Source organism: Hymenobacter sp. BT188 (genome assembly GCF_014333585.1).
Lineage (GTDB): Bacteria > Bacteroidota > Bacteroidia > Cytophagales > Hymenobacteraceae > Hymenobacter.
On sequence record NZ_JACSCW010000001.1, the window covers coordinates 102,452 to 129,422 of the forward strand.

General features: G+C 51.9%; 21 protein-coding genes and 1 pseudogene. 10 read left to right on the forward strand and 12 right to left on the reverse strand.

The window, feature by feature from the left end:
• Positions 1–137 precede the first annotated feature (137 nt).
• The 4 genes from H8B13_RS00425 (at position 138) to H8B13_RS00440 (ending at position 7,431) form a co-directional block, all read left to right on the forward strand.
• Positions 138–2,792, forward strand: coding sequence for a DUF5686 and carboxypeptidase regulatory-like domain-containing protein (locus H8B13_RS00425; RefSeq protein ID WP_187308871.1), 2,655 nt, complete (start codon positions 138–140; stop codon positions 2,790–2,792).
• Between the two features lie 132 nt (positions 2,793–2,924).
• The gene (locus H8B13_RS00430; RefSeq protein WP_187308872.1) at positions 2,925–4,553 is read left to right on the forward strand and encodes an amidase; all 1,629 of its coding nucleotides are present in this window, start codon (positions 2,925–2,927) and stop codon (positions 4,551–4,553) included.
• A 200-nt stretch (positions 4,554–4,753) separates the two neighbouring features.
• Positions 4,754–5,467 (forward strand): hypothetical protein, encoded by a 714-nt coding sequence (locus H8B13_RS00435; RefSeq protein ID WP_187308873.1) that lies wholly within the window; start codon positions 4,754–4,756, stop codon positions 5,465–5,467.
• A gap of 53 nt (positions 5,468–5,520) precedes the next feature.
• Complete coding sequence (locus H8B13_RS00440; RefSeq protein WP_187308874.1) at positions 5,521–7,431, forward strand: ABC-F family ATP-binding cassette domain-containing protein; 1,911 nt, start codon at positions 5,521–5,523, stop codon at positions 7,429–7,431.
• A gap of 291 nt (positions 7,432–7,722) precedes the next feature.
• On the opposite strand, the gene H8B13_RS00445 is transcribed toward H8B13_RS00440, so the two are convergent.
• The 4 genes and pseudogenes from H8B13_RS00445 to H8B13_RS00460 form a co-directional block, all read right to left on the reverse strand.
• Positions 7,723–8,697 (reverse strand): alpha/beta fold hydrolase, encoded by a 975-nt coding sequence (locus H8B13_RS00445; RefSeq protein WP_187308875.1) that lies wholly within the window; start codon positions 8,695–8,697, stop codon positions 7,723–7,725.
• A gap of 374 nt (positions 8,698–9,071) precedes the next feature.
• Positions 9,072–10,640, reverse strand: a complete 1,569-nt coding sequence (locus H8B13_RS00450; protein ID WP_187308876.1) for a SulP family inorganic anion transporter — start codon at positions 10,638–10,640, stop codon at positions 9,072–9,074.
• 222 nt (positions 10,641–10,862) lie between these two features.
• Positions 10,863–11,168, reverse strand: a pseudogene (arr, locus tag H8B13_RS00455) (NAD(+)--rifampin ADP-ribosyltransferase); the annotation flags it as partial.
• A gap of 10 nt (positions 11,169–11,178) precedes the next feature.
• A complete protein-coding gene (locus H8B13_RS00460) occupies positions 11,179–11,670 on the reverse strand; it encodes a GNAT family N-acetyltransferase (RefSeq protein WP_187308877.1) in 492 nt (163 codons plus the stop codon).
• 169 nt (positions 11,671–11,839) lie between these two features.
• Here H8B13_RS00460 and H8B13_RS00465 point away from each other — a divergent pair, with 169 nt between their 5' ends.
• The 3 genes from H8B13_RS00465 to H8B13_RS00475 all read left to right on the forward strand — a co-directional run bounded on the left by H8B13_RS00465 (position 11,840) and on the right by H8B13_RS00475 (position 16,613).
• Positions 11,840–13,168 (forward strand): DUF5103 domain-containing protein, encoded by a 1,329-nt coding sequence (locus tag H8B13_RS00465; protein ID WP_187308878.1) that lies wholly within the window; start codon positions 11,840–11,842, stop codon positions 13,166–13,168.
• Between the two features lie 439 nt (positions 13,169–13,607).
• Positions 13,608–15,089, forward strand: a complete 1,482-nt coding sequence (locus H8B13_RS00470; protein WP_187308879.1) for a M48 family metalloprotease — start codon at positions 13,608–13,610, stop codon at positions 15,087–15,089.
• Positions 15,090–15,182: 93 nt separating this feature from the next.
• The gene (locus H8B13_RS00475) at positions 15,183–16,613 is read left to right on the forward strand and encodes a M48 family metalloprotease (protein ID WP_187308880.1); all 1,431 of its coding nucleotides are present in this window, start codon (positions 15,183–15,185) and stop codon (positions 16,611–16,613) included.
• Positions 16,614–16,667: 54 nt separating this feature from the next.
• Here H8B13_RS00475 and H8B13_RS00480 read toward each other — a convergent pair whose 3' ends face one another.
• The 4 genes from H8B13_RS00480 to H8B13_RS00495 form a co-directional block, all read right to left on the reverse strand.
• Positions 16,668–17,219 carry a hypothetical protein gene (locus tag H8B13_RS00480; RefSeq protein ID WP_187308881.1) on the reverse strand — a complete coding sequence of 184 codons (552 nt, stop codon included), beginning with the start codon at positions 17,217–17,219 and terminating at the stop codon, positions 16,668–16,670.
• A 197-nt stretch (positions 17,220–17,416) separates the two neighbouring features.
• Positions 17,417–17,626 carry a zinc ribbon domain-containing protein YjdM gene (locus tag H8B13_RS00485; protein ID WP_187308882.1) on the reverse strand — a complete coding sequence of 70 codons (210 nt, stop codon included), beginning with the start codon at positions 17,624–17,626 and terminating at the stop codon, positions 17,417–17,419.
• A gap of 110 nt (positions 17,627–17,736) precedes the next feature.
• Positions 17,737–18,834 carry a redox-regulated ATPase YchF gene (gene ychF / locus H8B13_RS00490; protein WP_187308883.1) on the reverse strand — a complete coding sequence of 366 codons (1,098 nt, stop codon included), beginning with the start codon at positions 18,832–18,834 and terminating at the stop codon, positions 17,737–17,739.
• A 219-nt stretch (positions 18,835–19,053) separates the two neighbouring features.
• Positions 19,054–19,395, reverse strand: a complete 342-nt coding sequence (locus H8B13_RS00495) for a DUF3276 family protein (RefSeq protein ID WP_133272170.1) — start codon at positions 19,393–19,395, stop codon at positions 19,054–19,056.
• Between the two features lie 270 nt (positions 19,396–19,665).
• On the opposite strand from H8B13_RS00495, the gene H8B13_RS00500 reads away from it, so the two are divergent.
• Positions 19,666–20,871 carry a carboxypeptidase-like regulatory domain-containing protein gene (locus H8B13_RS00500; protein ID WP_187308884.1) on the forward strand — a complete coding sequence of 402 codons (1,206 nt, stop codon included), beginning with the start codon at positions 19,666–19,668 and terminating at the stop codon, positions 20,869–20,871.
• A 50-nt stretch (positions 20,872–20,921) separates the two neighbouring features.
• Entirely contained in the window at positions 20,922–21,836 is a 915-nt protein-coding gene (locus tag H8B13_RS00505) for a DUF58 domain-containing protein (RefSeq protein ID WP_187308885.1), read from the forward strand.
• Positions 21,837–21,863: 27 nt separating this feature from the next.
• On the opposite strand, the gene H8B13_RS00510 is transcribed toward H8B13_RS00505, so the two are convergent.
• The 3 genes from H8B13_RS00510 to H8B13_RS00520 form a co-directional block, all read right to left on the reverse strand.
• Positions 21,864–22,502 carry a DNA-3-methyladenine glycosylase family protein gene (locus H8B13_RS00510; protein WP_187308886.1) on the reverse strand — a complete coding sequence of 213 codons (639 nt, stop codon included), beginning with the start codon at positions 22,500–22,502 and terminating at the stop codon, positions 21,864–21,866.
• A gap of 15 nt (positions 22,503–22,517) precedes the next feature.
• The gene (locus H8B13_RS00515) at positions 22,518–23,177 is read right to left on the reverse strand and encodes a metallophosphoesterase family protein (RefSeq protein ID WP_187308887.1); all 660 of its coding nucleotides are present in this window, start codon (positions 23,175–23,177) and stop codon (positions 22,518–22,520) included.
• A 121-nt stretch (positions 23,178–23,298) separates the two neighbouring features.
• Positions 23,299–24,573 (reverse strand): cation:proton antiporter, encoded by a 1,275-nt coding sequence (locus H8B13_RS00520; RefSeq protein ID WP_187308888.1) that lies wholly within the window; start codon positions 24,571–24,573, stop codon positions 23,299–23,301.
• Between the two features lie 142 nt (positions 24,574–24,715).
• Between H8B13_RS00520 and nhaA the strand changes: the two genes are divergently transcribed.
• On the forward strand, positions 24,716–25,900 hold the full coding sequence (nhaA, locus tag H8B13_RS00525; protein WP_187308889.1) for a Na+/H+ antiporter NhaA: 1,185 nt from the start codon (positions 24,716–24,718) through the stop codon (positions 25,898–25,900).
• Here the strand turns inward: nhaA and H8B13_RS00530 are convergent.
• Positions 25,897–26,946, reverse strand: a complete 1,050-nt coding sequence (locus H8B13_RS00530; RefSeq protein ID WP_187308890.1) for a threonine aldolase family protein — start codon at positions 26,944–26,946, stop codon at positions 25,897–25,899. The two genes, nhaA and H8B13_RS00530, sit on opposite strands and share 4 nt — an antisense overlap.
• Positions 26,947–26,971: the final 25 nt, after the last annotated feature.

A 26,971-nucleotide genomic window follows, 5' to 3' on the forward strand; every position in this document is an offset into this window, starting at 1 on the left:
TATGGGCTGTCCTTTTTTGTTTTAACTACACCAGATTCTAGTGCAACCATGCAGTATTTCAGCGGCCTGTAAAGCCACGGAGCAACCTTATTGCCCCAGTTTCTATCTACCTTGACGAAGATTGAATTATCCGCCCGATGCGCTCCTATCTATTTTTTGCTTTAGTCTTATGCAAGGCTGTCCTGTTTACTACATTCAGCGGATACGCCGGTATCATCCGGGGCCGGGTGACGGACGCACAGGGAACAGCGCTGGCCTACGCCAACGTAGCGGTGCGCACCACCTCCACCAGCACTGCCGCTAACGAGCAGGGCGATTATCAGCTAAAATTGCCCCCTGGTCGCTACGAATTGGTGTTTCAGTACGTGGGCTACAAGCCCCGCATCGAAGCCGTGCAGGTAGCCGGCGGCGACACGCTCACGGTGCTGAATGTGAGTCTGCAAACGGAAACCTACAACGTAGGGGAGGTGCTGGTGCGCTCCACCGACCGCGACCCGGCCTACGCGCTGGTGCAGCACGCTATTCAGTGGCGGCGCTACCACCGCTCGGAAATAGCTGCGTTTTCAGCTCGCACTTATATCAAAGCCATCATTCGTTTGACCGATGTGCCCGGCAAGATTCTGGGTATTATCAAAACGGACCCTAGCTTGAAGCCAGGCGTGGTGTATTTGTCAGAATCGGTTTCGGAGCTGTCATTTCGCCAGCCGGGCCAGATTCGGGAGCGCATGATTTCCTCGCGGGTAAGCGGCAGCAGCAAGGGCTTCAGCTTTAATAGAGCCTCGGGACGGAGCTTCAATTTCTATGATAACCTGATTCAATCGGGGTTTTCAGAGCGCGGCTTTGTTTCGCCTATTGCCCAGAATGCTATGCTCTTTTACCGCTACGAGCTGGTGGGCACCAGTACCCAGGACGGGCGGCAAATCCACAAAATCCGCGTAACGCCGCGCCGCCGCAACGACCCGGCTTTCACTGGCTTTATCTATCTGGTTGATGGTACCTGGCGGCTTCATAGCCTGGAGCTGAGCCTGAACCAAAATTCGGGAATTGAGTATGTCGAGAGCATCCGCATCTCCCAGCAGTTTGCGCCCGCACCTGGCCCCTCCGACGTGTGGGTGATGCAGTCGCAGAAGGTGAGTCTGGTGGGGGAGGGCTTCGGGTTTAAAGGCAATGGCTCCTTCAATGCTATTCTGTCGAACTACCGCGTCACGCCCACCTATCCCAACCGCCCCGACGAGAAAGTAGTTGCCGCTGCGCCTGTAGCCCCCGACGCCACGTCTGCGCCCGTGGGTCGCGAAACAGTAGCCGAGGTTAAGAAGCAGCGCCCCGATTTGGGGGGCATTTCTCGCCAGCTGCGCAAGCAAACCAAGCTGGCTGATCAGCAGCTGGAGCAGCAAGCCCGCGAAGTCGGTGTTGAGCCATTAGCTAAAGGCGAAGTAATGCGGGTAGAAGAGGGTGCTAACGAGCGCGACTCCAGCTACTGGGCCCAGATCCGCCCCATTCCGCTCACGGACGAAGAAGCGCGCGACTATCAGGTAAAAGACAGCTCGGAAGTCATCAAAAAGTCGCGGCCCTACCAGGATTCCCTGGACCGCAAACGCAACGAGATTGAGCCGACGGAGGTGCTCCTAACTGGCTACGAGTACACCAACTCTTTTCGGCGGCGCACGGTGCGCGTAGAGCCCATCTTTAATATTCTGCAATACAGCACTGTAGAGGGCACCATTGTGAATGCAGAGGCCACTTACACCCAGCGTTTCGAAGACCGGCGCAACTACTCCTTCACGCCGACGTTGCGTTATGGTTTCGCGGCCAAACTGTTTAGCCCAAGCCTGTCGGGGGGCTATACTTACAAGCCGCTTTCGTTTAGCCGCATAGGGTTTGTGGTGGGCCGTACGATCGAGAATTTCGACCCAGCCAGCCAGCTTACGCCCTTCATCAATACGCAGTACACCCTGCTGCGCAATACCAACTACGCCAAATATTACCAGCGCGATGGGGGCGAAATTAACTTCCGCACCGAACTGGTTAACGGCCTCACCCTGCGTACCGCTCTGGGCTATGCCGACCGCCGCGAGCTGCAAAACGCCACCATAAAAACCATCGTGGATGTGCCCGGCCGAGCTTTCACGCCCAATGACCCCATAAACGAGGAATTGCCCGGCGGCACTAGCTTCGGCCGCAACCAGTCGCTAACGGCTTACGCTGAGCTGCTCTGGCAGCCGGGGCAGCAGTACATTATCCGACCAACCGGCAAATTCAACCTGGGCTCTAAATACCCGACTTTCCGGCTGGGACTGCGTCAGAGCTTCGGAGGTGTGCTTGGGTCAGATGTGCGCTACTCGCGCCTGGAAGGCGGTTTGCGTAAAACGCTGGAATTGGGCCTATTTGGCGAAAGCAATTTCGACGTGACGGTGGGGGGCTTTTTGGGTCGCCCTCAACTCTCTTTTATGGACTACCGCCACTTCGCCGGCAACCAAACCATTTTCGCCGCCGACTTCAGCCAGTTCCAGCTGCTCGACTACTACAACTTCAGCACGCGCCGCAGCTACATCGAAGGCCACTACAACCACCATTTCAACGGCTTCTTCCTGAACAAAGTACCGCTGCTGCGCCGCCTGAAATGGCAGGAAGTAGCTTCGCTGAATTACCTGCGTACGCCCAACGTGGGGCACTATGTGGAGCTGGGCGCGGGCATCGAGCACATTTTCAAAATCTTCCGGGTAGATGTGTATACCGCCCTGCGCTCGGGTGAGAAGCTGGATACAGGCATTCGCATCGGGGCTGGTTTTTAGAGCCTTCATGTTATTAAGCTCCGCCTCTGCATGACGTTCTGAAATTTATAGCATGACAATTCCCCCTTTTCCACCTACGCTCCGCTAGCTACACACGCCAACTCATCTTATCTTGACAAGAAAAAAGAGAAGATGAACCGAAGAGTATTTCTGCGTAACAGCAGCTTAGCTGGCGTTGCCCTTTCCACCCTCTCCCTCAACGCCTGCACCACCGATTCCACATCTGCCAAAACCGCCGCTGCCACTGCCGCTGATACCGACGATACCTTTGCCCTTAATGAAATCACGGTAACGGAGCTGCAAGAAAAAATGAATGCGGGCCAGTACACTTCCCGCAGCATCACCGAGCTGTACTTGCGCCGCATTGCGGGCATGGACAAAAAAGGCCCCCAACTGCGCTCAATTATTGAGCTAAACCCCGATGCGCTCAGCATTGCGGAGGAGATGGATAAAGAGCGCCGGGCCGGCAAAGTGCGCGGCCCGCTGCACGGTATTCCCGTTCTCATCAAGGACAACATCAACTCTGCCGATCAGATGCAGACCACCGCCGGCTCGTTGGCGCTGGCCGGCAACAAAGCCTCGCAGGATGCCTTTATTGTCAAGAAGCTGCGCGAAGCTGGCGCAGTGCTGCTGGGCAAAACCAATCTGAGCGAGTGGGCCAACTTCCGCTCCACGCGCTCTACCAGTGGTTGGAGCAGTCGTGGGGGGCAAACGAAGAACGCCTACATCCTTGACCGCACACCCAGCGGGTCCAGTTCCGGCTCCGGCACTGCCGTGGCGGCCAACTTCTGCGCCCTGGCCATCGGCACCGAAACGGATGGCTCTATTGTGTCGCCGGCCTCGTGCAATGGGCTGGTCGGCTTCAAACCCACGGTGGGCCTGCTCAGCCGCACTGGCATCATTCCCATCTCCGCCACCCAGGACACCGCCGGCCCCATGACGCGCACCGTCCGCGACGCGGCCATCCTGCTCTCCGCCCTCGCCGGCCCCGATCCCGCCGACCCCATTACCCAGCAAAGCGCCGGCAAAACGGCTTCCGACTACACCAAATTCCTGTTTCCGCAGGCGCTGGGGGGCAAAATTATCGGCGTGGAGAAGTCCCATTTGGAAGGCAGCTCCGACGCTATTCCGCTATTCAAAAAAGCCATTGAGCTACTCAAGGCCCAGGGCGCGACCATCGTGGAAGTGGACGTGCTCAAGCAAATCAACCCCTTGGGCGAGGCCGAGTACGATGTGCTGCTCTACGAGTTCAAGGACGGCGTAAATAAGTACCTAGCCACGGCCAATGCTAAGGTGAAAACTCTGGCCGACGTTATTGCCTTTAACAAGCAAAACGAGCCCAAGGCTATGCCCTTCTTCAAGCAGGAAATTCTGGAAGCCTCCGAGAAGCTAGGCGACCTGAGCACTCCTAAATACTTGGAAGCCCGCCGCAAATCGTACGCTGGCGCCCGTCAGGTTCTTAGCTCTACGCTGCGCAACAACAGGCTCGCCGCCATCATCGGTATTACCAACAGTCCCGCCCCCGCCATCGACCTGATCAACGGTGACTCCTGGCCCGGCCCCGGCTTCTCGTCGCCCGCCGCTATGGCAGGCTACCCGCACATTACGGTGCCCATGGGCCAGGCGCACGGCCTGCCGGTGGGCTTGTCCTTCGTCGGGCCGGCGTACGGGGAAGCGGGTTTATTGAGCGTAGCCTACGCCTACGAGCAAGCCTCGAAGCAGCGCAAGGCACCGGAGTTTCGGGGGCCTTTTGTGGGGTAGAGAAAATACATGTTATATACAGTCGCTGCTTACGCCGAGTAACTGCGATGAATGTAGAATTTGAGCAATATTATTTAATGGTTCAGACCCCCAACGTTAGTCAAGAGCTTTACGAATCATATTCCTCGTATCTAGAACGGGTAATTGTGTTGAAAGGGATGCTGTACCATGTAAGCAATATCTTTAAGCGAGACTTAAGTATGACTGAATCATGGCAAAATGATTCGACTAATATTTTATCAGCTAGCTCATTAGTTATAGGTGACTTAACAGGGCCTGATGATAATGGATGGAAACTATATTACCACACAGGAAAAAACTATGTAGCTCGGCTGAATTCATATGAAATTGAATTAAAAAATTACGAGGAAAGGGAAGCAAATTATTCTGTTATACAGGCCTACGAATCGTTTACAACATATTTCAAGGATATGTTGGCCGTGTATTTTTATCTATCCAAGGTGAATACAGATTTACTAAAGTCAATTAGTATAAATGCGTCATCACAAGAATATAAAAATGCAATTAGGGAAAATAATTTTGGTAGAGCTAATAAAGAGTTATTCAAGGAGGCTAGAAATATTTCTGATAATTTCAAAAATGGAGAAGTTATCAACGGATCGGGTCTAAATTTATTCGATTGGTATCAGTCTCTGTCAGTAGTGAGAGATGCTATAGTCCATAGTCAAGGTATGGTAAAGTTAAAATATTTTGAAAAACTTACTGATAATCAAAAGAAAATACTGCACAGGTATTTTTGTGACAAAAATTGCGCTGATGACCTCATAAATGTAAATTTAAAGGTCGATTCAGCTAATATGATATTAGAGAGATTAGCGGAGTTCGCCTTCTTCATTTTCAAAAGCCTGTCTATTGAAGTTGGTAAGGAATGGAGAGTTATGAAAGGCCAGTAACTATTATACCCTCCTCTCAAATCCTTACCTTTGCAGCTTCATAGCAAAGTAGGATGATTTCCATTAACGACTTAGACTTCCATTTTGGCTCGCGTACGCTCTACGACAAGGCCAGTCTCCACATAAAGCCCAAAGACAAAATCGGCCTGATTGGGCTGAATGGAACGGGCAAATCCACGCTGCTGCGCATTCTGGTGGGCGAGTACAAGCCCGACGGTGGTAGCATTCAAATGGGTAAAGAAGTGTCGTTGGGCTTCCTGAATCAGGATTTGCTCAGCTACGACACCCACGAGAGCATCCTCAACGTGGCCATGCAGGCCTTTGAGGAAGCCCTGAACGTGCAGAAGAAAATTGACCAGATTCTGGTCGAGTTTGAGAGTAACTACCACGACGACCTCGTACAGAAGCTCGCCGATTTGCAGGAGCGCTTCGAGGCCCTGGGCGGCTACACCATGCAGGCCGAGGCCGAAGAGATTCTGGAAGGTCTGGGCTTCACAACCGAGGAGCTCCAGCGTCCGCTCAAAACCTTCAGCGGTGGCTGGCGGATGCGGGTAATGCTGGCCAAAATCCTGCTCCAGAAACCCTCGCTGCTCCTGCTCGACGAGCCGACCAACCACTTGGACCTTCCCAGTATCAAGTGGATTGAGAACTACCTGGCCGACTACGAAGGCGCCGTTATCATCGTATCCCACGACCGTGAGTTCCTAGACCGTACCACCAACACGACGGTGGAAGTGACGGGGGGCAAATTGGTGCAATACGCCGGTAACTACACCTATTACCTAGAGGAAAAGGAAGAGCGCAACGCTATCCAAAAAGGCGCTTTCGAGAACCAGCAGGCCCAAATTAGGCAGGCTGAGAAGTTTATTGAGCGTTTCAAAGCCAAAGCATCCAAGGCCAAGCAGGCCCAAAGCCGCGTGAAGATGCTCGATAAGCTGGAGCGCATCGACGACGTAGCCAACGACGCGGCCCGCGTGAACATCAAGTTCAATTTCACGGTGCAGCCCGGCCGCCACATCCTGCGCATGGAGCACGTGGGCAAGAAGTACGGCGACAAACTCATCTTCCGCGACACGAACCTGCATATCGAGCGCGGCGACAAAATTGCGCTCGTCGGGGCCAATGGTAAAGGGAAGTCCACGCTCATGCGCCTGGTAGCAGGGCAGGAGCCGCCTTCCAACGGCAACCACCAGCTCGGCCACAACGTGATTATGTCATTCTACGCTCAGCACCAGCTGGAAAGCCTGAACGTGAACAACGAGATTTTGCAGGAGATGAACGAGGCTGGCTCCAAGCGCAACGAGATGGAGCTACGCTCCGTGCTGGGTTCCTTCCTCTTCACCGGCGAGCAGGTGTACAAGAAGATTAAGGTGCTCTCAGGAGGCGAAAAAAGTCGCGTGGCCCTGGCTAAGACGCTCATCTCGGAAGCTAACTTCCTCCTGCTTGACGAGCCGACCAACCACCTGGACATGCAGTCAGTGAACATCCTGATTCAGGCCCTGGAGCAGTACGAAGGCACTTACATCGTCATCAGCCACGACCGTTTCTTCGTGGAGAATGTGGCCAACAAGATCTGGTTTATCGAGGATTACCAGCTCAAGGAATACCCCGGTACCTACTCCGAGTTTGAGCAGTGGCAGGAAGACCGCGACAAAGCCGCCAAAAAAGCAGCCCTAAGCGCACCCGCGCCCTCTACCAAAGCCGCAGTTAATCAAAAATCTGCGCCCGCTAAAGCCGAGCCGGCCAAATCAACCAGCAACGGCAGCGCCAAAAGCAGCCGAGAGCTACAGGAAGTAGAAAGCCGCATCACCATCCTGGAAAAAGAGTTGGCTCAATACGAAGCCCAACTCGCCGACCCCGGCATCTACAGCAACGCCGCCCAACTAAAAGACGCCACGCTGAAATTTGAGCAAGTACAGAAAGAGCTGACTGCTCAGACGAAGCGTTGGGAAGAATTGGTTTGAGAAAATATTAAGCAATTTCTCAGATAAGCGAAAAAGCCCCCCGGAAATATTTCCGGGGGGCTTTCTAATTAGTAACGTTTAAGTATTTGCGAAGGCAGGGAGTTCATTGATTGTCCTGCCCGGTACAAATGCCTAGTTGAAAATATGATGTTGAAGTTAAGAACTAAAGCTGAAAATTAAACGTCGTGCCCGAACCGCTGCTAATGCTTGCACATAGCTGATGGTCCATTGTCTAGCCCTGCTTTTGCAAATAATTTTGTTGGATGCAGCCTTGTTGTCACAACTCATATATTACTTCAGGAATTCCCATATTAGATTTTCTGTTTCAACCGGATTTGAAATAAAGACATAATGATTTGCCCCTTTTATTTCTTTCGTTACTCCATTTCTTACTTCTTTTTCAAACAATGCAATTTGCTCTCTGGCAAGGTTGCCAAACATGGTGTAACAGATATCAGCTTTCTTTTTATTTAAAGAATCAAGTGAATTATAAAATGGAATAACTGTGTGGATTGAGCCGGCAATTGAGTAAATAGCCAAGGCGGGACAACTTATACTTGTATAATTTGGCCGTTCAATACCTGATATAATTTTTCCCTGTATTTCACCAGGCGTTACATCTTTCTGATATTTACCGTCTTTTGAAAATACCATGGTACTTTTCATTTCATCATCAGGCATAGAAACCCCTGTGGTTTTTTTCGCAAATACTTTTAAATTTTCAAATGAAGAAGAATCATTTGCAGTTGGAATTGGGGAAGCTGGAGCATAAGGCATAATGGTAGTTATAATACTACTACGGTCATAAGCTGCATCTAAATAAACTACTTTAGCTACTTTCTCTGGATAAGTTGATGAAAATTTTGAAATTTCTTCACCAGCAATAGAATGACCAATCAATATTACTTTGTCGAGATTCAGGGCTTTTGTTACAGCCAAAATATCCATAGCTAAAGTATCAATACGATAGCCATTAGTCGTTTGTTCAGAAGCCCCGAATCCTCTTCTTGTCATAGCGTAAACATGAAATTTGTCGCAAAATTTTGGAGCAAAATCAATAAACACATGGGCGGAGTTCCCCAAACCTGATAGAAACAGAACTGGTTCTCCAGTGCCACCAAAATCTAGTATTTCAATTTTATTGTTTGTACTGCCACTTACAAATTTCGTTTGATAAACCGCTTGGCTTTTTTTATTTGATGTACTGCAAGAGAAAAGAAAAAAAATAGCTACAATAGTAGCTAAGAATATTTTTAAATGTAGCATTTAGTAGTTGTTTATGATTAGTGCTAAATGATTTTACAGTTTGCTCGTTGAATTTGATGTTGCTCAATAAGGTTGCAGCCAAGATGTAGATACCTGCTATTTATGGGCTGCGTGAATAGCGGGTATTTCTTCTCAGTACGTGAGTAAGTAGCGGGTAGCATACCAAACAAGCCTGCTATCTGCCCCTGTGGCACTACAGGCCCAAGCTAGCGAGTGAAGAGGCAGGGCGGTTTCGTTGAGCCACATAGATTAAAATTTTTAAACCAATTTGCCGGCCACCCTCACGGGTACAGCAGATACTTCAGGCGCCGCTGCTTGTACTGGCTAAGCTGCGGATACCGAGAACGGTAGGACTTAATTGTTTACATTGATATTTAATCGAGATGAAGCGTATTGTATTCATTAATATGTGTTTTTTCAACAATGATATTCTTTGTTTTTGCATTCGCTTGGAAATCATCTATCAATTCAAGTACATCATGGGCAACAGCCTTTGATTTTTCAAAATCAATAATCACTTTTGAGTTTTCAGGTATTGCATTCAATGTTTTTAAAACACTCGCTTTATTGAAAAAAGATACTTCCTCAGCCAGTACAAGATGATGCACTTCGCGTCCGTCTTCCGTTGTTGTCACATCTTTCATGTGGTGGGAGTTACGATAGCTGTGTCTGAGGGTATAGAAGATGCCAAATAGCAGACCTATCGCGATACCTCTTAGCAAATCTGTAAGCAGGATGGCTATTACTGTAGCGGTAAACGGCACAAACTGCTCCCAACCCAATTTGTACATCTGTATGAAGAGAGAGGGTTTGGCCAGTTTATAACCTACCATTAATAAAATGGCGGCTAAACTTGCGAGCGGTATCATATTCATTATTCCTGCAATTGTTACAGCAGAAATTAGCAGGAATACCCCATGCAGGATGGCTGACATTTTTGTTTTCGCTCCGAAGTTGATATTGGCAGAGCTGCGCACGATCACCTGGGTAATTGGCAGGCCCCCAATTAAGCCAGATACCACATTTCCGAGCCCCTGGGCTTTTAATTCCCTGTTAGTTGGAGTAACCCTCTTGTAAGGGTCAAGTTTATCTGTTGCCTCTACGCAAAGCAAAGTTTCGAGGCTGGCCACAATAGCTAATACAATCGCTACCTTATAAACTTCCAGATTTGTTATCTGCGAAAAATCAGGAAAAGTAAACTGGCTAAAAAACTCGTTTAAATTACCTGCCACAGGTAATTGGACTACTTGGTCATTTGCAAGGGAAAAGTTAAGAGCTCCGGACTGGTACAAGTAATTAATTACAATGCCTAAAATAACCACTACTATAGGCCCTTGTATTAGTTGAAATATTTTATGTTTCTTGCTAAGCACCGCATCCCATAATATAAGTATCGCTAACGATATTGCCGAAATCAATACGGCACCGGGTGTAACATGCTGCAAAGCGTTGGTCAGTGCAGAAAATGAGTTTTCGCCTCCCGTAGTAGACATAAATGCTAAATCGCCTTCTGCGTCTTTGTCATATCCTAAGGCATGGGGTATTTGCTTGATAATTATCAGCAATCCAATGCCTGTGAGCATGCCCTTGATAACAGAGGATGGAAAGTAATAGGCTATAAAGCCGGCTCTGGCAAAACCCATTATTAGCTGAATAACGCCGGAAATAACAACAGCTAATAAAAATGTTGCCCACGATCCTAGTGAAGCAATAGAGGTTAAAACTATAACCGCAAGTCCGGCAGCGGGGCCGCTAACACCGAGAGCTGAACCACTTGCTATCCCTACAACAATACCACCGACGATGCCGGCAATGATACCTGCAAATAGAGGTGCGCCGGAGGCAAGCGCAATACCGAGACATAAAGGAACGGCTACAAAGAAAACCACAACACTGGCGGGTAGGTCGCTCTTTAATTCTTTGAACATGCTTTTTGCTTCCATTTTTTTGCTGTTTTTCGTTTTTTAAAACTTTAAATTGTGTTACGTGCTGTCGGTCCGCAATAATTATTTCGTGCTCATAAAATTGATGATAGCAGTGCATCAAATGATATACTGCAACCCTAATTCGTTGTTTTAGCTATGTGAAGTGACAAGGTGATTTTTGCCTTTCTACTCAATCTTCAATTGCTTCAATACCATGTTGCTTCAGTTGCTCCAGGTTCTCCTGAGCGGATGCCGAGAGCGGTAGGATTTGGTTGGATTTCTAGGATACTTCTTGTCCGTCAAATTGGGGTCATCTTCAATCGGGCCGGTCGGCTCCACTATATAAATTCTACCGCGTCCTTCGCCTACGGCCAGTTCCGCAACCCAAATAGCCGCATCCAAGGTGGCGGTCAGATAGACAGAGGCCGCCTTCTTTCGCTTACCATAGTTTGAAGTAAAGCCGGCCTCGATCAGGTATCCCGGCTTCATATTGGCCTTCGTGCCATGATAGAACGGCTGTGAACTCATATCGTGGGTGGGCTCCATAGACTTGATACTAGCTTAATTCAAATTCAACTTCATTGCCATCCAAATCGGCAACTCTTATAAAGCTAAGCCTTTCAAGAAGCTTGATTGCTTCCGTGTTATGTCGACTTGTTATTGCCCAAATACGATTTAACCCAATAGTATTTAGCCCAAATTCAATGGCCAATAACATTGCCGAAGTCATATACCCTTGCCCGCGAAATTGAGGTAATAAAACACAGCCAAGCTCGCCTTCTCCTTTGTTAAGTTCCCGATAATATCCACAAGTCCCTACAAATTTATTCGTTGATTTATCGGCAATGCCCCAATGAATTGAATTACCGTCAACGTGATTCTTGTTGATTTTGGCTTGCATTTCTGTCACTTCTTGCACTGTTGTGGCCTGAACAGCATCGTAAAACGAAATTTCGACAAGGTCTTTAATATCCGCTGTTGTGATTTGTCTTAACGAAACTTTGTCGCCTGCAATAGTTGGAAAAACGCTGTAGGGTGGCAGTTTCATTTTAATTAAGTTACTGATAGAACAAGCGCAGCGCGAACGGAAGGACGGCAGAGCCAAGCTTCCGCTTCGCGTATCGTAGCACGACTGGAATTAGCTTTAAAATGCTAAAATAATGCTACGATTGTTGTTCAACGATGCGCGAAGCGGAAGCTTCGCGCTACATTCGCTTATGCGTCGCTACCTCTCTCTTCTTCTGCTTGCCACTGCTTGCGTGCCGCTGGGTACGCCCATCACAGACCCTAACGCCGCCCGCTCGCCCGGCCAGCAACGACCCCCGGAGTACTACGCCGACAAAACCCTGCGCTACCAGGACTTCATCTATTATCCCGATGTAAAGTCGGTGCAGTGCTACGTGGCCACGGGGCAACCTACGGAGGTGTTTCAGCCGCCGGTGGCACCGTTGCAGGGACAGGGCTTCACGCTGGAGTTTGATTTGCTGGGTAGTAAGTCGGAGCGGCTGACGGCCAAGCTCGTGCACTGCGATGTGGACTGGAAGCCTTCGGTACTTACCGATATGCAGTTTTTGAACGAGATAAATGAGTTTCTCTTCACCGACTACCGTACCGGTGTGGGTACCAAAGTGCCCTACTACCACTACCGTTTACGCGTGCCACCGGTCAAAATCAGCGGCAATTACCTACTGGTGGTGCAAAGCGCCGGCCGGGTGCCGCTGCTCACGCGGCGGCTAATGGTGTACCAGAACGACGTGGAAGTAGATCTGCGCCAGGGCATTCCGGTGGCAGGGGAGGAGCGCTACACCTTGCAGCAGGTAGACTTCGCCATTCGCTACGGCGCCATGAATCTGGTTAATCCGGCCCAGGAAGTAAAGGTGATTCTGCGCCAGAATTTCCGCTGGGATAACGCCAAAACTAACCTGCGCCCGACCTTCGTGCGCGACGCTGAGCGCCTGCTCCAATACCAGTATTTCAACTTCGAAAACGCCTTTCCGGGTCTGAGCGAGTTTCGCTTTTTTGATACCCGCTCCTTGCGCGTGCTGGGTCAGGGCATGGCCAAACTAGACCCCGAGGCCAACCCCCGCGCCGTGCTCCTCACCTTGGAAGGCACCCGCAACGGCCAGGGCTACACCCAATACGAGGATATAAACGGCCAGCGCGTGTTCGAAAACCGCGAGTTTGGCAACGGCGACTCCAACGCCGACTACGCTAACGTTACGTTTCAGCTGAAGGCGGAGCAACCCGCCGCGGGGCCCGTTTACATCATTGGCGCCCTCACCGATTGGCAGTTCAAGGACGAATTCAAACTCACTTACGACGCAGAAAACCAGATATACAGCACAACTGCTTTGCTCAAGCAAGGCTACTACAACTACTATTTCGCCACCCAAACGCCCCAGGGCCCGAACAGTGTACCATGGGAAGGCAGCCACCAAGAGACGGAAAACCAATATGATCTGCTGGTTTACTACCGTCCGCCCGGCACCCGCGCCGATTTGCTGATCGGCTACCAGACGATAACCGCAAACGGCCGGCGACCCTGAGTAAGACCTTTCTGGTTAGGGGAGTCAAAAAAGCCCTCCATCTTATTCCTCTGAAAACATAAGAGTATTCGATGGAGCGCTGGGGGGCTTTTTTGATGCCGTAAAGTGGGATTCAAGTTTTAGCCGGAACGGGGTAGAGACGCATACTTGCGTCTGTCGTTCGCGCCGCATGGGTGTCGTTCAACGACAAGACGCAGTATCCGTCTCTACCCCGTTCCAACTAAATCAAACAGCTCTTAGAGGCAGCTACAGACATGTTTCGATCCACTAGCCATCTGTAATGATAAGCTACATAGGAATATATGGCTGTTATAGTGTATTCCTTAGGATCAACAGCGCAACCATTCAGCTACGTTGTCGTTGCAGGAACACTTCCTAGTGCTCCGATTTTTCCACGCCTCCAGACCAGCGCTGGGGGGCTTTTTTGCCACCCACTCCTATGAAAAGACCCTTTCTCTTCGCCTGCAACGCAGCGTTTCTGCTGCTGCTGGCGGCCTGCACGACCAACCCCGTCACAGGCAAAAAGCAAGTCAGCCTGATGTCGGAAAGCCAGGAAGTAGCACTGGGTCAACAGTCCGACCCACAGGTGCTTGCCCAGTTTGGCTTGGTCGAAAACCCTGCTCTGCAACGCTTTATTCAGGATAAAGGCCAGAAGATGGCCGCAGTCTCGCACCGCCCTGAACTGAAGTACGAGTTTAAAGTAGTCGATTCGCCGGTTATTAATGCCTTCGCCGTGCCCGGCGGGTACGTGTACTTTACCCGTGGCATCATGGCCCACTTCAATAATGAGGCGCAGTTTGCCGGCGTATTGGGCCACGAAATCGGCCACATCACCGCTCGCCACTCGGCCCAGCAGCAAACCAAAGCCACATTCGGACAATTGCTGCTTATCGGCGGTATGATTGCCTCGCCCCAGCTGGCCCAATATGGCGAGCAGGCGATGCAGGGCTTGCAGGTGCTATTCCTAAAATTTGGTCGCGATGATGAGCGCGAATCCGACCGCCTCGGCGTGGAGTACTCTACTAAAATTGGCTACGACGCCAAGCAAATGGCCGATTTCTTCCTTACGCTTCAGCGCGAACAGGAGAAAGCTGGTGCAGGCGCTGAGCCTATTCCTAGTTTCCTCTCTTCCCACCCAAACCCCGAAGACCGCTATAACACGGTAAAGCAACTCGCCGCCGAAACGCAACAGCAAGTCGGCGCGAGCAACCTAGCCGTAGGCCGCGATTCGTATCTACGTATGATTGAAGGGCTTGTGTATGGCGATGATCCCAAGCAGGGCTTCGTGGAAAATAGCACCTTTTATCATCCTGAGCTGAAGTTTCAATTCTCGGTTCCGACTGGCTGGAAGCACCAAAACTCCCCCCAGCAGTTTCAGATGGCTGCCCCCGATGGTAAAGCAATGATGTTGCTGACTCTGGCCCCCGGGGAGTCATTGGAGGCAGCGGCCCAGCAGATGGTGCAGCAGTTCAAGTTGCAGCCCGTCGAGTCGAAGCAGGTGACGGTGAACAGCTTCCCGGCCATTGCCATCGTGGCGGATCAGGTGGCCGACCAACAGCAGCAACAGCCTCAGCAACAGCAACAACAGGCGCCAGCCGTGCGCACGCTGATCTACCTAATTCAGGATGGCAAAACCATATATGCGATGATCGGAGCAAGCAGCGGCCCGGATTTTGCCACGTACTTCCCGACGTTTAGCAGCTCGATGCAAAACTTCCACCGACTCACCGACGCCGACAAGCTTAACCGCCAGCCTGAACGCGTCCGTATAAAATCGGTAACCAGCGCCACCACCTTGTCACAGGCCCTGACCCGCTTCCAGGTACCGAATGACCGTCTGGAAGAAATGGCTATCCTGAATGGCATGCAACTCGACGACCGTCTGACAGCCGGTACGCTAATCAAAGTGGTGGCAAAATAATGTATAGCAGTTCTGCCGTTTAGAACAAGGAATATCTGCTTACTTTCTGCCTCTTTCTTAGTCCGGCGGCCACCTCACTCACTACTCATCTCTATGCAATCCACCCGCTTTCGTCGTTTGAGTGCCGTAGCTTTGCTGACCGCACTCCTGCCTCTCACCAGCGCCGTCAGCCTGGCTCCAGGCTCTGCCAAAGTACCTGCACCCGTGCAAGGCGCGCAGCCCGATCCGCAGATTGTGGCGCAGTTTGGTTTACTTGATAATGCCAAGCTACAAAGCTACATCGATACTAAAGGCATGCAGATGGGCAAGATCTCCGACCGGCCCGCCGATGTTAAGGGCTTTACCATCGTCGACTCGCCAGTTATAAATGCCTTTGCCACGCCCGATGGCCACGTCTACTTCACGCGTGGTATCATGGCCCACTTCAACAATGAAGCGCAGTTTGCCGGCGTGCTGGGCCACGAAATCGGCCACATCACGGCTCGTCACGGCCAGAAGCAGCAAACGCGCTCTACTGTTGCCAGTGGGGCTATTCTGCTGGGCTCTATCTTCTCGAAGCGCATTGCTTCCATTGCTCAGCCAGCCTCGCAGGTAGTTGGTCTGGGCTTGCTCAAGTATGGCCGCGACGACGAAAATGAATCGGACCAATTAGGCGTGAAGTATTCCAGCAAAATCGGCTACGACCCGGCCTCCATGGCCGACTTCTTCCTGACCTTGCAGCGTACGGAGCAAAGCAATGGCGCGTCCCCCATTCCTACCTTTCTCTCCTCACACCCCAACTCCGCCGACCGGTACCAGAACGTGAAAAAGCTGGCCCAGCAGGCCGAGCAGCAAGCTGGTCGCCAGTTGGCCGTTAACCGCGAGCAGTATCTGCGCCTCATCGAAGGCTTACCCTACGGCGAAGATCCTCGGCAAGGATTCGTTGAAGCTGGGACTTTCTATCACCCCGATCTGAAATTTAAATTTCCCATTCCCTCAGGCTGGAAGTCACAGAACTCTCCTTCGCAGTTTCAGATGGGTGAGCCAAATGGTAAGGCAATACTGGTGTTACTTCCTGCTCCCGGCAACTCCCTGGACGCGGCTGCCGAAGCTCTAGTGAAGCAGCTGAGCTTACAATCACCTCAGGCACAGCGCACCACTATCAATAGCTTTCCCGCTATTGCCATCCAAGCCGATCAGGTAGGGCAGCAAGGCGTTAGCGCCCGTACGCTCACCTACCTTATCCAGGATGGCCAGACCATCTATGCTCTAGTCGGCCTCACGTCGCCCACCGATTTCAATACCTATGCCCCCCAGTTTCAGCGCAGCGCCCAGGGTTTTGCCCGCCTCACCGACGCCAGCAAACTGAACCGCCAGCCCGAGAAAATCCGCATCAAAACGGCTGCCAAAGCTACCACGCTGGCCCAAGCACTGGCCGCAAACGGTATTCCCGCCGCCCGCCGCGAAGAGCTAGCCATCCTGAACGGCATGAAGCTAAACGATCCGCTAAGCGCCGGGAGTTTGTATAAGGTGGTGGGCAAGTAATTACTGACCGTCATAGATAGAGGCTGCCGAAACTCTGTATAAGCTCGGCAGCCTCTACCAGATAATTCGGGTGCCAAGACTGAGTTGGGTGATTAGTTCAGTATAGGTGTGCGTATATCCCCGTTCCTGGTAAGGCCCCGTGGCGTTTATTTCGGCTGTAATTAGGTGGCGCTGGAGTAAGGAAAAAGCATATCCAATGCGAATAGCGGGCAATACATTCGTCCTGCGCTCGTCCCAGTAGGCCCAACTGCTGTCAAACTCGCTATCGACTTGCTGAACCGCGAGCCCCCCGGCTAGAAAAAGCCCCCGGGGGGCTTTTTTACTAGGGCGCAGTTCAACCAGGACAGCCCCGGTCAGACAATGAAAGTGACCTTTTTCATAATCAGTAGGATCTGTATTAGTAATGCTTCGACGATAGGAGTGGAGATAGCCAGTCAGACCTATACGGTCGTTAAAATGATAGTCGGTGCCAAGCTGAAATGACGGACCTAAATAATACATTTCTGCGTCGCCGCTGGCATGTAGCCCTACGTATGGATGCCACTTTTGCTGGGCGCAGACTGGCAGTACGCCAGTTGTTAATAAAGTGAGTAACAGTAATTTCATACGGTACGATAGCAAATAAAAATGCCCTGGCCAGTATTTGGTCGGGGCATTTAAGTTACAGAGCCGCCGAAGAAGTTGCAGCTTTTTTGTCTGTCATGCAGAGCACAGCGAAGCATCTCGCATGCAGTTATCAGAGTTAGTAATTTCACTACCGCTAGCGAGATGCTTCGCTGTGCTCTGCATGACGTTCTGAATTGCTAAGCTTTCTTCAGAAACTCGGTTTTTAGTACCATAGTGCTGCCGCCGGCGCGGCCTTCAATTTCCTGTGGGCTGTTGGTGAGCCGAATATTCTTCACCAGTGTGCCACGCTTTAGTGTTAGCGACGAGCCTTTTACTTTCAAATCTTTGATGATGGTAACAGAGTCACCTTCGTTTAGTAAGGTACCGTTGCTGTCTTTTACGTCCATGGGGGGGCTTTTTTGAGGCTATAAACGTTTAGGTCTTTCTTTTAAAGATAATGGTCCTACGACTTTGGAGTCGCAGGACCACACCCGACAATAGTTATGCAATCTGAGCTTTACACGTTGAAGCGGAAGTGCATGATGTCGCCGTCCTGTACCACGTATTCTTTGCCTTCTACGGCCATTTTGCCGGCTTCTTTGATCTTGGCTTCCGTTTTATAATTCTGATAATCGGGGAGCTTGATTACCTCAGCGCGGATGAAGCCCTTTTCGAAGTCGGAGTGGATAACGCCGGCGGCCTGGGGGGCTTTATCGCCGCGGTGAATGGTCCAGGCGCGTACTTCCTTTACCCCGGCGGTGAAGTAGGTAATCAGGTTGAGCAACTCGTAGCTGGCGCGGATAAGGCGGCTCAAACCAGACTCTTTCAAGCCATACTCACCTAGGAACATTTCCTTTTCCTCGGGGTCTTCCATCTCGGCAATCTGCGACTCGATGGCGGCCGAAATCGGTACTACTTCAGCGTTTTCGCTTTTCACATAATCGCGCAAGGCGTCCAGGTGCTTGTTGCCGGTGCGAATAGCAGCTTCATCCACGTTGGCCACGTAGATAACGGGCTTGATGGTCAGCAACTGCAAGTCCTCTACGGCTTCCAACTCATCGGCATCAGCTTGAAGCGAGCGGGCGTTTTGACCAGCTTCCAAGTGTGCCTTGAAGCGCTGCAAAGCCGCTACTTCCTTCTTAGCCTTCGCATCGCCGGCCTTCGCAGAACGCTCTGATTTAATCAGCTTCTTATCGATGCCTTCCAGATCCTTGAGCTGCAACTCGGTGTCGATAACCTCCTTGTCGAACACGGGGTCAACGGAGCCGGCTACGTGCACGATATTGGGGTCGTCGAAGCAGCGGACAACGTGAATAATAGCGTCAACCTCGCGGATATTGGCCAGAAATTTATTGCCCAAACCTTCGCCTTTGCTGGCGCCTTTTACGAGGCCGGCAATGTCAACGAACTCAATAACCGTGGGCAGCACGCGTTCCGGGCTTACCAACGCTTCAAGTATCTGAAGGCGCTCATCGGGCACGGTGATGATGCCCACGTTCGGCTCGATGGTACAAAAAGGATAGTTGGCCGATTCGGCCTTGGCATTCGAGAGAGCGTTGAATAGCGTGGACTTACCCACGTTCGGCAAACCGACGATTCCGCAGCGGAGACCCATTCTTTTGAAGTTTTGAGGGATGAATAGTAAGGGATGAACCGGCCCTGGGGGGCAAATTCGAGGGGCAAAGGTACGGGTTGTTCGCTGGGAAAGCACGGTGAGCCAACTATATGCGCACCAAGACGCTTACCGATAACACAACGGCGCGCTCTGGCCGAAACCAAAGCGCGCCGCGCACTAAGTGAATACCAGAGTAAAAGCTTGTTTCGCTAGGCTTGCTTAGTAAGTGGTGTCGGTGGTATTGCCGTTGTAGGGCTCGTCGTTATAGGCGGGGCGGGGGCGGTCTAGCTCGGCTACCTCTTCCTCCGTCAATAGCTCTTCGCGCACGTAGTCCACGGCGTCCTGCAGGGCATCCACGAACTTGGCGAAGTCTTCCTTGTAGAGGAAAATCTTGTGCTTCTCATAGGAGAAGGTGTCATCGTCGCGGAGCTTGCGCTTGCTCTCAGTAATGGTGAGGTAATAATCCTGGCCGCGCGTGGCTTTCACGTCGAAGAAGTACGTGCGTTTACCGGCTTTAATGCGCTGCGAATAAATTTCTTCCTGATCGTGACGGTCTTCCACGGTTCCTACGGTAAAGTTTACTTGTTGAATAGTTGAATGGCCGACCAAAGTACTCTTCTCGAATGGGATATAAAAATTTTAATCTTAGGTTTTTGAATGGAAAAGCCCCCCAGAATGGGAGTAGGCTAGGCTGAAAGAAAAATGGTGTGACCGACAGAGCAGCGCCCCTATGCCATAGTAATTACAACTCCGGGGCGTACAGGATTGCTTGTGTAATACTGCGGTATGTGGTAGGCTAGCCTATCTTGCGCTCTTCCTACTCACTTTCATTTGACAGGCAGCACGCAGTTTATGGTAAGATATAGTACGGTATGTGTACTTCTGCTTCTGAGCCACTTTGCTTTAGCCCAGCAACGAATAACCGGCAATGTGGTAGATGCCGCTACCGATCGACCTATACCTTACGCCAGCATTACGGTGCTAAACACGCGCCTGGGCACGACCAGCAACGCTGATGGGGAGTTTGAGCTAAAGACTGTGCCGCTGCCCGGCAAGGTGGTTGTGTCGCACCTGAGCTACGCCCGCGATACGCTCACTGTGGCGGCGGCGCAGCCTCTGCAGATTCGGATGCAGCCGGCTTCCGTGCTGCTGGCCGAAGCGCCGGTGGGGGGCTATTTAGAGGAATTGATCAAGAAAGCCTACCGTCAACTAAGGCAAAGCAATACGCAGAAAACCTATGGTCAGGCATTTTATCGGCAAACGACCCAGCTAGACGGCGACGCGACGAAGGTGCAAGAAATGATCTGGAATACCAAAACTAGCAGCGCCGGAATGGAGGGAACAACACTAGCTCAGGCGCGCTACGCAAAGAAAAAATCCCTCGTCAGCTTCAAGAATTTCTCCGCCTATACGAAAACAGTAGTCCTTTTCGACCCTAAAGCCGACAGCGCTGCTTCCAAGTCGTTGCTTGGTCCCAACGTAGCCCGCAACTTCACCCTTAGCTTGGTGGGCGTAACCCAAAACGGTCCTCAGCAACTAGTAGAAATTGGCTTCAAGCGTAAGACGGACGACAAACAGAACACGGAGCAGGGTAGCATTATTATCGATGAGACCACCCACCAGATTCTGCGGCTGCAACTGGAAACGCCCGGCATGCCCATCAAGTTGAATGCGCCCGGCTACCGCTTTAAGGAACAGACCCTGGCCTTCGAACTGGTATTTCAACCCGCGCCCGATGGGGCCGTGCTTGAGTATACCAAAGTCAGTATTCGGGCCGCCGTCGACCGGCCGCTCAAGGGCGACCTCCGGATCCAGACTTCTTCTTTTACTTATTTCTACGATGGACGGCCTACGCCAACGGGACTAGCGTATGCTCCAGTTAAGAAGGGGGAATCAGACTTGGAAACCATTAAGCAAACCACTTACGAGCCCGCTTTTTGGCAAAAAAGCTCCGTGGTCAAGCGTACGCCGCTTGAAGAAGGCATAATTAAATCATTTGAGCAGAAAGGAGCGTTTGGTACGTTATTATCCCATTGAGCGCCAGCCCTTCGCTATTCTTAATTCCTGCTTCTACTTACTTCTTTCATATGGCCCAACCACTTGATTTAGCTGCTGTCCGCTCGTTCGAGAATCTGGAGTTTCTGGCCCGTCAGCTGGTCGAGGGCTTCATTACGGGTTTGCACCAGTCGCCGTACCACGGTTTTTCGGTGGAGTTTTCAGAGCATCGCCTCTACAATCCTGGCGAAAGCACCCGCCACCTCGACTGGAAGGTGTTTGCCCGGACGGATAAGCTGTTTGTAAAGCGCTACGAGGAGGAAACCAACCTGCGCTGTCATCTGCTGCTCGACGTGAGCCCGAGTATGTATTACCCAGCGCCGGGCAATGACAAACTGCGCTTTTCCATCCTGTGCGCCGCGGCCCTTATCACCTTGCTTCAAAAGCAGCGCGACGCTGTAGGCCTGGTCACCTTCGCCGATCAGGTAGAGCTGCAAACGCCGGTTCGCTCCACCAGCACCCATCGCCACACGTTGCTCCTAACACTGCAACAGCTGCTGGAAAGGCCCCCTACGCGCCGCGTTACCGATGTAGCGCATGTTATCCATCAGATTGCCCAGCAAATTCCGAAGCGTTCCTTGGTGGTGCTCTTTAGTGATATGCTGGGCCGGGCGCCTGAGGAGCAAACTACGATGTTGGCTGCACTGCAACACCTGCGCCACCAGCATCATGAGGTATTACTGTTTCACATCATGGACCGCGCCACGGAGTCGGAGTTTGCTTTTGCCGACCGCCCGTATCTGTTTGAGGATATTGAAACCGGGGAGCAAATCAAGCTTCAGCCCAATCAGGTGCGCGACCAGTATCGCGCCGCCATGCAGCGCTACGAGCAGGAATTGGCCTTGCGCTGCGGGCAGTATAAGATTGATTTCGTGCCGGTTGATATCCGGGAGCCGTTTGATAAGGCGCTCTACGCGTACTTGGTGAAGCGAGGAAAAGTGCGGTAAAAAAGCCCCCCAGCAGGCAGAATATGGCTACTCTTCTGGTTTTGGGGTGGTTGGCAACGACTGCCATAGGTACTTGCAGGCCAGCGTACGGTAAGGGCGCCAGTCTTCCGCTATCTGCGTGATGCGGCGCAGCAGCGGCCGGCCGGTTTCTTCCAGCTGATACATGCGGCGCATGGCGTTTTGCACACCCAAATCACCCTCCGGAAACACGTCGGGCTGGTCTAGAGCGAACATTTGGATCATTTGCGCCGTCCAGCGACCTACCCCCCGAATGACCGTAAGATGATTCGTAAGCTCTTCCTCATTCAAGCCTGCAATGAAGGAGTATTCAAGCTTGTCTTGCAGAGAAAACTCAGCGATAGCGCGCAGATAGCCCGCTTTCTGGCGCGATAAGCCAGCGGCGCGCAGCTCATCATCGCTCATTAGCACCAGCACACTGGGCTCGGGATAGCCATCGGGCTTAAACAGGGCTTCTACCTTTTTCCAAACGGCAGCAGCAGCTTTGGTCGAAATCTGTTGGCTGACAATAGCTTTGATCAGCGCCAGATATATGTCCTCATGCGGCCGGGGCTGAACGGGGCGGCAGCTATCAATAACGGCAGCCAGGATGGGGTCGCGACGCAGGTGCACTAAAGCGGCTTCCTGGGAAAAGTCATCAGTAAGCATAAAATGAAAGCTGGTTTAACGAAAGCTGATGTCGGTGCGGTGCGTATCGACGGCTATGTATTCCAGTACTTCGCCGTCGGCGGTCAGCTTTACACCGGTCAGGCAGTTTCCCATATAGGCGCCCGTGTCTAGATATAGTGCCTGATGCGCCGCATCGAAAGCGGGCCGGCAATCCTGAGTAGGCGTGTGGCCAACTATCTGTAAGCGGCCAATATTGCGCAACGGTCCCCGGCGCCATAATACGCCATCTTGGTCGTCTTCATCCAGCGGATTAGGAGTATTAGCTAGGCCCGCGTGGCTCACAAACATAGCTTCGTTTTCCCAGTACAAAGGGCGCTGAGCCAGCCAGATAAGGTGAGGCAGCTGCAAGTGAGCCTGCACACTATACTGCTCCATGGTTTCACGTCCGCCCCACTCCAGCCAGCTTGGGTATGGGCCCTGGGGGCCATAATATTTCAGCATACTAGCTTCGTGGTTGCCTTTCAAAAATACAGTCTGCTTAGGGTGTTTCAGATTGAGAGAAATGGCGGCGGCTACCGTTTCGGGCGAGAAGTTGCCCCGATCCACGAGGTCGCCCACTTGGATGAGTATTTCCCGGGCCGGGTTCCAGTGCTGCAAGAGCTCCAGAAAAGTGAAATAACAGCCATGCACATCACCAACTATAAACAGGTTCATACGGAAGCAATCAAGCTAAAAGCCGGAGGACAAAAATAGGCCTCCGTGAGGCCATCCGCATACACGCTGATGAACCACAGAGGGAGCTTCGCGGAATGGGTGAGCAAAAGTAGCACAAACCCTAGTTGTTGTCTTGTTCTTCTGCCGGTACTTCCGAGATACTTAAGCCCAGGCGTTTTACCAGTGGTCCGATGGTGAGGCCCTGTACGATAATAGAGAAAATAACCACCACATAAGTGATGCCCACAATAAGGTCGCGGGCAGGGCTAGGGGGCAATGATAGCGCCAGGGCCACAGAAATGCCTCCCCGCAACCCTCCCCAGGTCAGAATCTTGACGGAATGCTGGGTGAAGCTGCGGCGGAGGCGCAGAACGCTTAGGGGCAGAGATACGGCAACGAAACGGGCCAGCAATACCACCACAATAGCTACGGCGCCCACCAGCAAATCGGTAGTGCCGATTTCCACAACCAATATCTCAAGGCCAATGAGCACAAAAAGCACAGCGTTGAGAATCTCATCAATGATTTCCCAGAATTTATCCACGTACTCGCGGGTTATATCCGACATGCCCAGTGAACGGCCCTGCTGTCCAATAATAAGGCCACCCACAACGATAGCCAGCGGCCCGGAAGTGTGCAGCGCTGCTGCTAAGGCCGTGCCGCCTGTTACCAGCGCCAAGGTAATCAGTACCTCCACTTTGTAGTTGTCGATGGATCGGAGCAGGCGGTAACCGCCATAGCCGAGTAGTGCGCCCAGCAAAATGCCCCCCACAGCCTCCTGTAGAAACAAAAGGGCTACGCCGCTCGGCCCTAGCTCCTCCCAGCCCACCTGAGCAACCTGAAATAAGCTCACAAAAACAACCACGGCAACGCCGTCGTTGAATAAGGACTCGCCCACGACCTTAACTTCCAGACTCTTGGGAATACGGGCCTGCTTCAGGATACCAAGCACGGCAATGGGGTCGGTAGGGGCAATGAGGGCCCCAAACAGTAGGCAGTAAATAAAATTGATGGTCAGCCCGAACAGCGGAAGTAGCAGATACATTGTGCCGCCTACCAGTAGGGCGGAGATGAGCATGCCCACGGTGGCTAGGGCAAATATCGGTACCCGCTCCTCGCCCAAACTCTGTGCATCCACGTGAATGGCACCCGCAAAAAGCAGAAAGCTAAGCATCACCTGCATGAGGATGGTGTTGAAATCGACGCTGCGAACCAACTCCACTATGGTAAGCACGCTGCTCACTCCCAGGTGCCCCAGCACAACAACCAGCAGCGACGAAACCAATGCCAATACCATCAGGCCAATCGTGGATGGCAGCCGCAAAAACCGGTGATTGAGGTAGGCAAAAGAGGCGGCTACCACCATCAAAACGGCAAATACATTATAGAGCTTCATGCGCAGCGATAAACGAAAATAGAAGGCCGGCACCTGGCCCGAACGTGCCCAAGGTCGCCTGTTTTTTAGTTATCGTTGGTAAGAGCCGTAAATTTGTCCCCCACTCGTACTGTTCTTTTGCCCAAGACTTAACACTACTCGAATGCCCACATTATACCGAAGAGTTATTAGTCCCATCCGCGAATTATCAGACAGTGGAAAGCTTTCGGGCCTACTGTTGCTGTTGGCTACGGTATTTTCGCTGGCGATCAGCAATTCAGCTTGGGGCGAAAGCTATTTGCGCCTGTGGGAAGCGCACATAGGTATTGCTCCGCTTGAAAAAACCGTGTCCCATTGGATAAATGATGGGTTAATGGTCATCTTTTTCTTTTTGGTAGGACTGGAAATCAAGCGCGAAGTGCTCTATGGTGAGCTAACCAATTTGCGGGCGGCCCTATTGCCGGTAGTAGCGGCCGTGGGTGGCGTCACAGCGCCAGCACTCATCTATTTATTATTTACCACGGGCACCGACCTGACGCACGGCTGGGCTGTGCCCACGGCCACCGACATTGCTTTTTCGCTGGGTATTCTGTCTCTGCTCGGGGATCGGGTACCATTTAGCCTACGCATTTTCCTGACGGCGCTGGCTATTATTGATGATTTGATGGCAGTCGTGATTATCGCTATTTTCTATACCGCTGATCTGAATATGACCTACTTGCTAGGTAGCGCAGGCATATTAGCGGTTCTGGTCGCACTCAATTGGCTGAAAATAGGCTGGTTGCCGCTGTACTTTTTGCTTGGCCTAGCCTTGTGGTATTGCGTGCTGAAATCGGGGGTACATGCTACCATTGCAGGGGTATTGCTCGCGCTCACCATTCCTACCGATGCTATTGAGCGAATTGAGCACGCCCTGCAAAAGCCCGTTAGCTATATTATTCTGCCTGTGTTTGCCTTGGCCAATACGGCCATTATTCTCTCCGTTGATACGCTGCGTGAATTAACCTCGCCGTTGAGCTTGGGTATCGCGCTGGGGCTGCTTCTGGGCAAACCCATCGGTATTTTTGGCGCCTGCTGGCTCATGATTAAAATAGGAATGGCTTCTTTGCCGGCTAACGTGAACTGGCGGCGCTTGCTGGGACTAGGCTTTACGGCTGGCATCGGCTTCACGATGGCAATATTTATCGCCAACCTTTCTTTCTCCGATGCCAGCCGCATTGACCTAGCCAAGCTAGCCGTCATTTTAGGCTCTGTACTTTCTGCTCTAGTCGGTATTTTTCTGCTTCGTCCGCGCCCAGATATGGTGGCCGCAACAGCCGGCAAACCCGAGCTAGTGAAGGAAGCCTAAGCGCTGACTGATGCTACAGGCACCGAAGCTAATGCTGCTTCTACCCGAGCCACCATAGCATCGTCGATATCGAGGTGAGTTACGAAGCGAATCATTTGAGGCCCAAATGATGACGCCCGAATATTTTGCTCTTCCAGATGCTCCAAAAAGGCTTTAGAAGACATGTCATCGGCCAGCCGGAAGATGAGCAGGTTGGTTTCGACGGGCAGCACTTCGGCTACATAGGGCTGGCTTTGAAGAACTGCACTCAGCTGGCGGGCGCGACGATGGTCATCGGCTAGGCGCGCTACGTTATGCTCTAGTGCATACAATCCAGCTGCTGCCAGATAGCCCGCCTGCCGCATTCCGCCGCCCATCACCTTCCGAATGCGCTTCGACTTTTGTATTAGTGCTTTACTACCTAGAAGCACGGAGCCAACCGGTGCCCCCAAGCCTTTCGACAAGCACACCGAGATAGAATCAAAGTACTCGCCGTATTCCTGCGCCGATTGGCCAGTGGCTACCAAAGCGTTATAAACGCGGGCGCCATCCAAGTGCAAACTCAAGCCATGGCGACGCGTCACTTCCGCTATTTGCTGGATGCTTTCCATGGAGTAACAGCTGCCGCCGCCGCGGTTACTGGTATTTTCGAGGCACACAAGGCGGGTATCTGGGTAGTGCACGTTATTGGCAGGACGAATGGCCGCCTCTACCTGGGCGGCGGAGATGCGGCCCCGGTCGCCGGGAAGCAGAGCCGTTGAAGCACCCGAGTGAAAAGCAATGCCACCCACTTCCCACAGATAGACGTGGGCGGTCTGCTCGCAGATAACCTCAGCTAAGGGCTCCGTCTGCGCTTTGATAGCAATCTGGTTGGTCATGGTGCCAGAAGGGCAAAATAAGCCGGCTTCCAGGCCAAACTGGGCGGCGGCGGTTGCTTCTAGCTCCCGCACTGTTGGGTCTTCTTCGTACACATCGTCGCCGACCGGAGCGCGGAACATGGCCTCCAGCATGGCTGGCGTCGGACGGGTGACGGTATCGGAGCGCAAATCGATAATAGGTTCAGACATAGGGCTTGGGCGTGAGAATACAGAT

Excerpts from the sequence above, each read along its gene's own strand:
- H8B13_RS00425 (WP_187308871.1), top strand. The coding sequence starts at position 138 with ATGCGCTCCTATCTATTTTTTGCTTTAGTCTTATGCAAGGCTGTCCTG.
- H8B13_RS00430 (WP_187308872.1), top strand. The coding sequence starts at position 2,925 with ATGAACCGAAGAGTATTTCTGCGTAACAGCAGCTTAGCTGGCGTTGCC.
- H8B13_RS00435 (WP_187308873.1), top strand. The coding sequence starts at position 4,754 with ATGACTGAATCATGGCAAAATGATTCGACTAATATTTTATCAGCTAGC.
- H8B13_RS00440 (WP_187308874.1), top strand. The coding sequence starts at position 5,521 with ATGATTTCCATTAACGACTTAGACTTCCATTTTGGCTCGCGTACGCTC.
- H8B13_RS00445 (WP_187308875.1), bottom strand. The coding sequence starts at position 8,697 with ATGCTACATTTAAAAATATTCTTAGCTACTATTGTAGCTATTTTTTTT.
- H8B13_RS00450 (WP_187308876.1), bottom strand. The coding sequence starts at position 10,640 with ATGGAAGCAAAAAGCATGTTCAAAGAATTAAAGAGCGACCTACCCGCC.
- H8B13_RS00460 (WP_187308877.1), bottom strand. The coding sequence starts at position 11,670 with ATGAAACTGCCACCCTACAGCGTTTTTCCAACTATTGCAGGCGACAAA.
- H8B13_RS00465 (WP_187308878.1), top strand. The coding sequence starts at position 11,840 with ATGCGTCGCTACCTCTCTCTTCTTCTGCTTGCCACTGCTTGCGTGCCG.
- H8B13_RS00470 (WP_187308879.1), top strand. The coding sequence starts at position 13,608 with ATGAAAAGACCCTTTCTCTTCGCCTGCAACGCAGCGTTTCTGCTGCTG.
- H8B13_RS00475 (WP_187308880.1), top strand. The coding sequence starts at position 15,183 with ATGCAATCCACCCGCTTTCGTCGTTTGAGTGCCGTAGCTTTGCTGACC.
- H8B13_RS00480 (WP_187308881.1), bottom strand. The coding sequence starts at position 17,219 with ATGAAATTACTGTTACTCACTTTATTAACAACTGGCGTACTGCCAGTC.
- H8B13_RS00485 (WP_187308882.1), bottom strand. The coding sequence starts at position 17,626 with ATGGACGTAAAAGACAGCAACGGTACCTTACTAAACGAAGGTGACTCT.
- ychF (WP_187308883.1), bottom strand. The coding sequence starts at position 18,834 with ATGGGTCTCCGCTGCGGAATCGTCGGTTTGCCGAACGTGGGTAAGTCC.
- H8B13_RS00505 (WP_187308885.1), top strand. The coding sequence starts at position 20,922 with ATGGCCCAACCACTTGATTTAGCTGCTGTCCGCTCGTTCGAGAATCTG.
- H8B13_RS00510 (WP_187308886.1), bottom strand. The coding sequence starts at position 22,502 with ATGCTTACTGATGACTTTTCCCAGGAAGCCGCTTTAGTGCACCTGCGT.
- H8B13_RS00515 (WP_187308887.1), bottom strand. The coding sequence starts at position 23,177 with ATGAACCTGTTTATAGTTGGTGATGTGCATGGCTGTTATTTCACTTTT.
- H8B13_RS00520 (WP_187308888.1), bottom strand. The coding sequence starts at position 24,573 with ATGAAGCTCTATAATGTATTTGCCGTTTTGATGGTGGTAGCCGCCTCT.
- nhaA (WP_187308889.1), top strand. The coding sequence starts at position 24,716 with ATGCCCACATTATACCGAAGAGTTATTAGTCCCATCCGCGAATTATCA.
- H8B13_RS00530 (WP_187308890.1), bottom strand. The coding sequence starts at position 26,946 with ATGTCTGAACCTATTATCGATTTGCGCTCCGATACCGTCACCCGTCCG.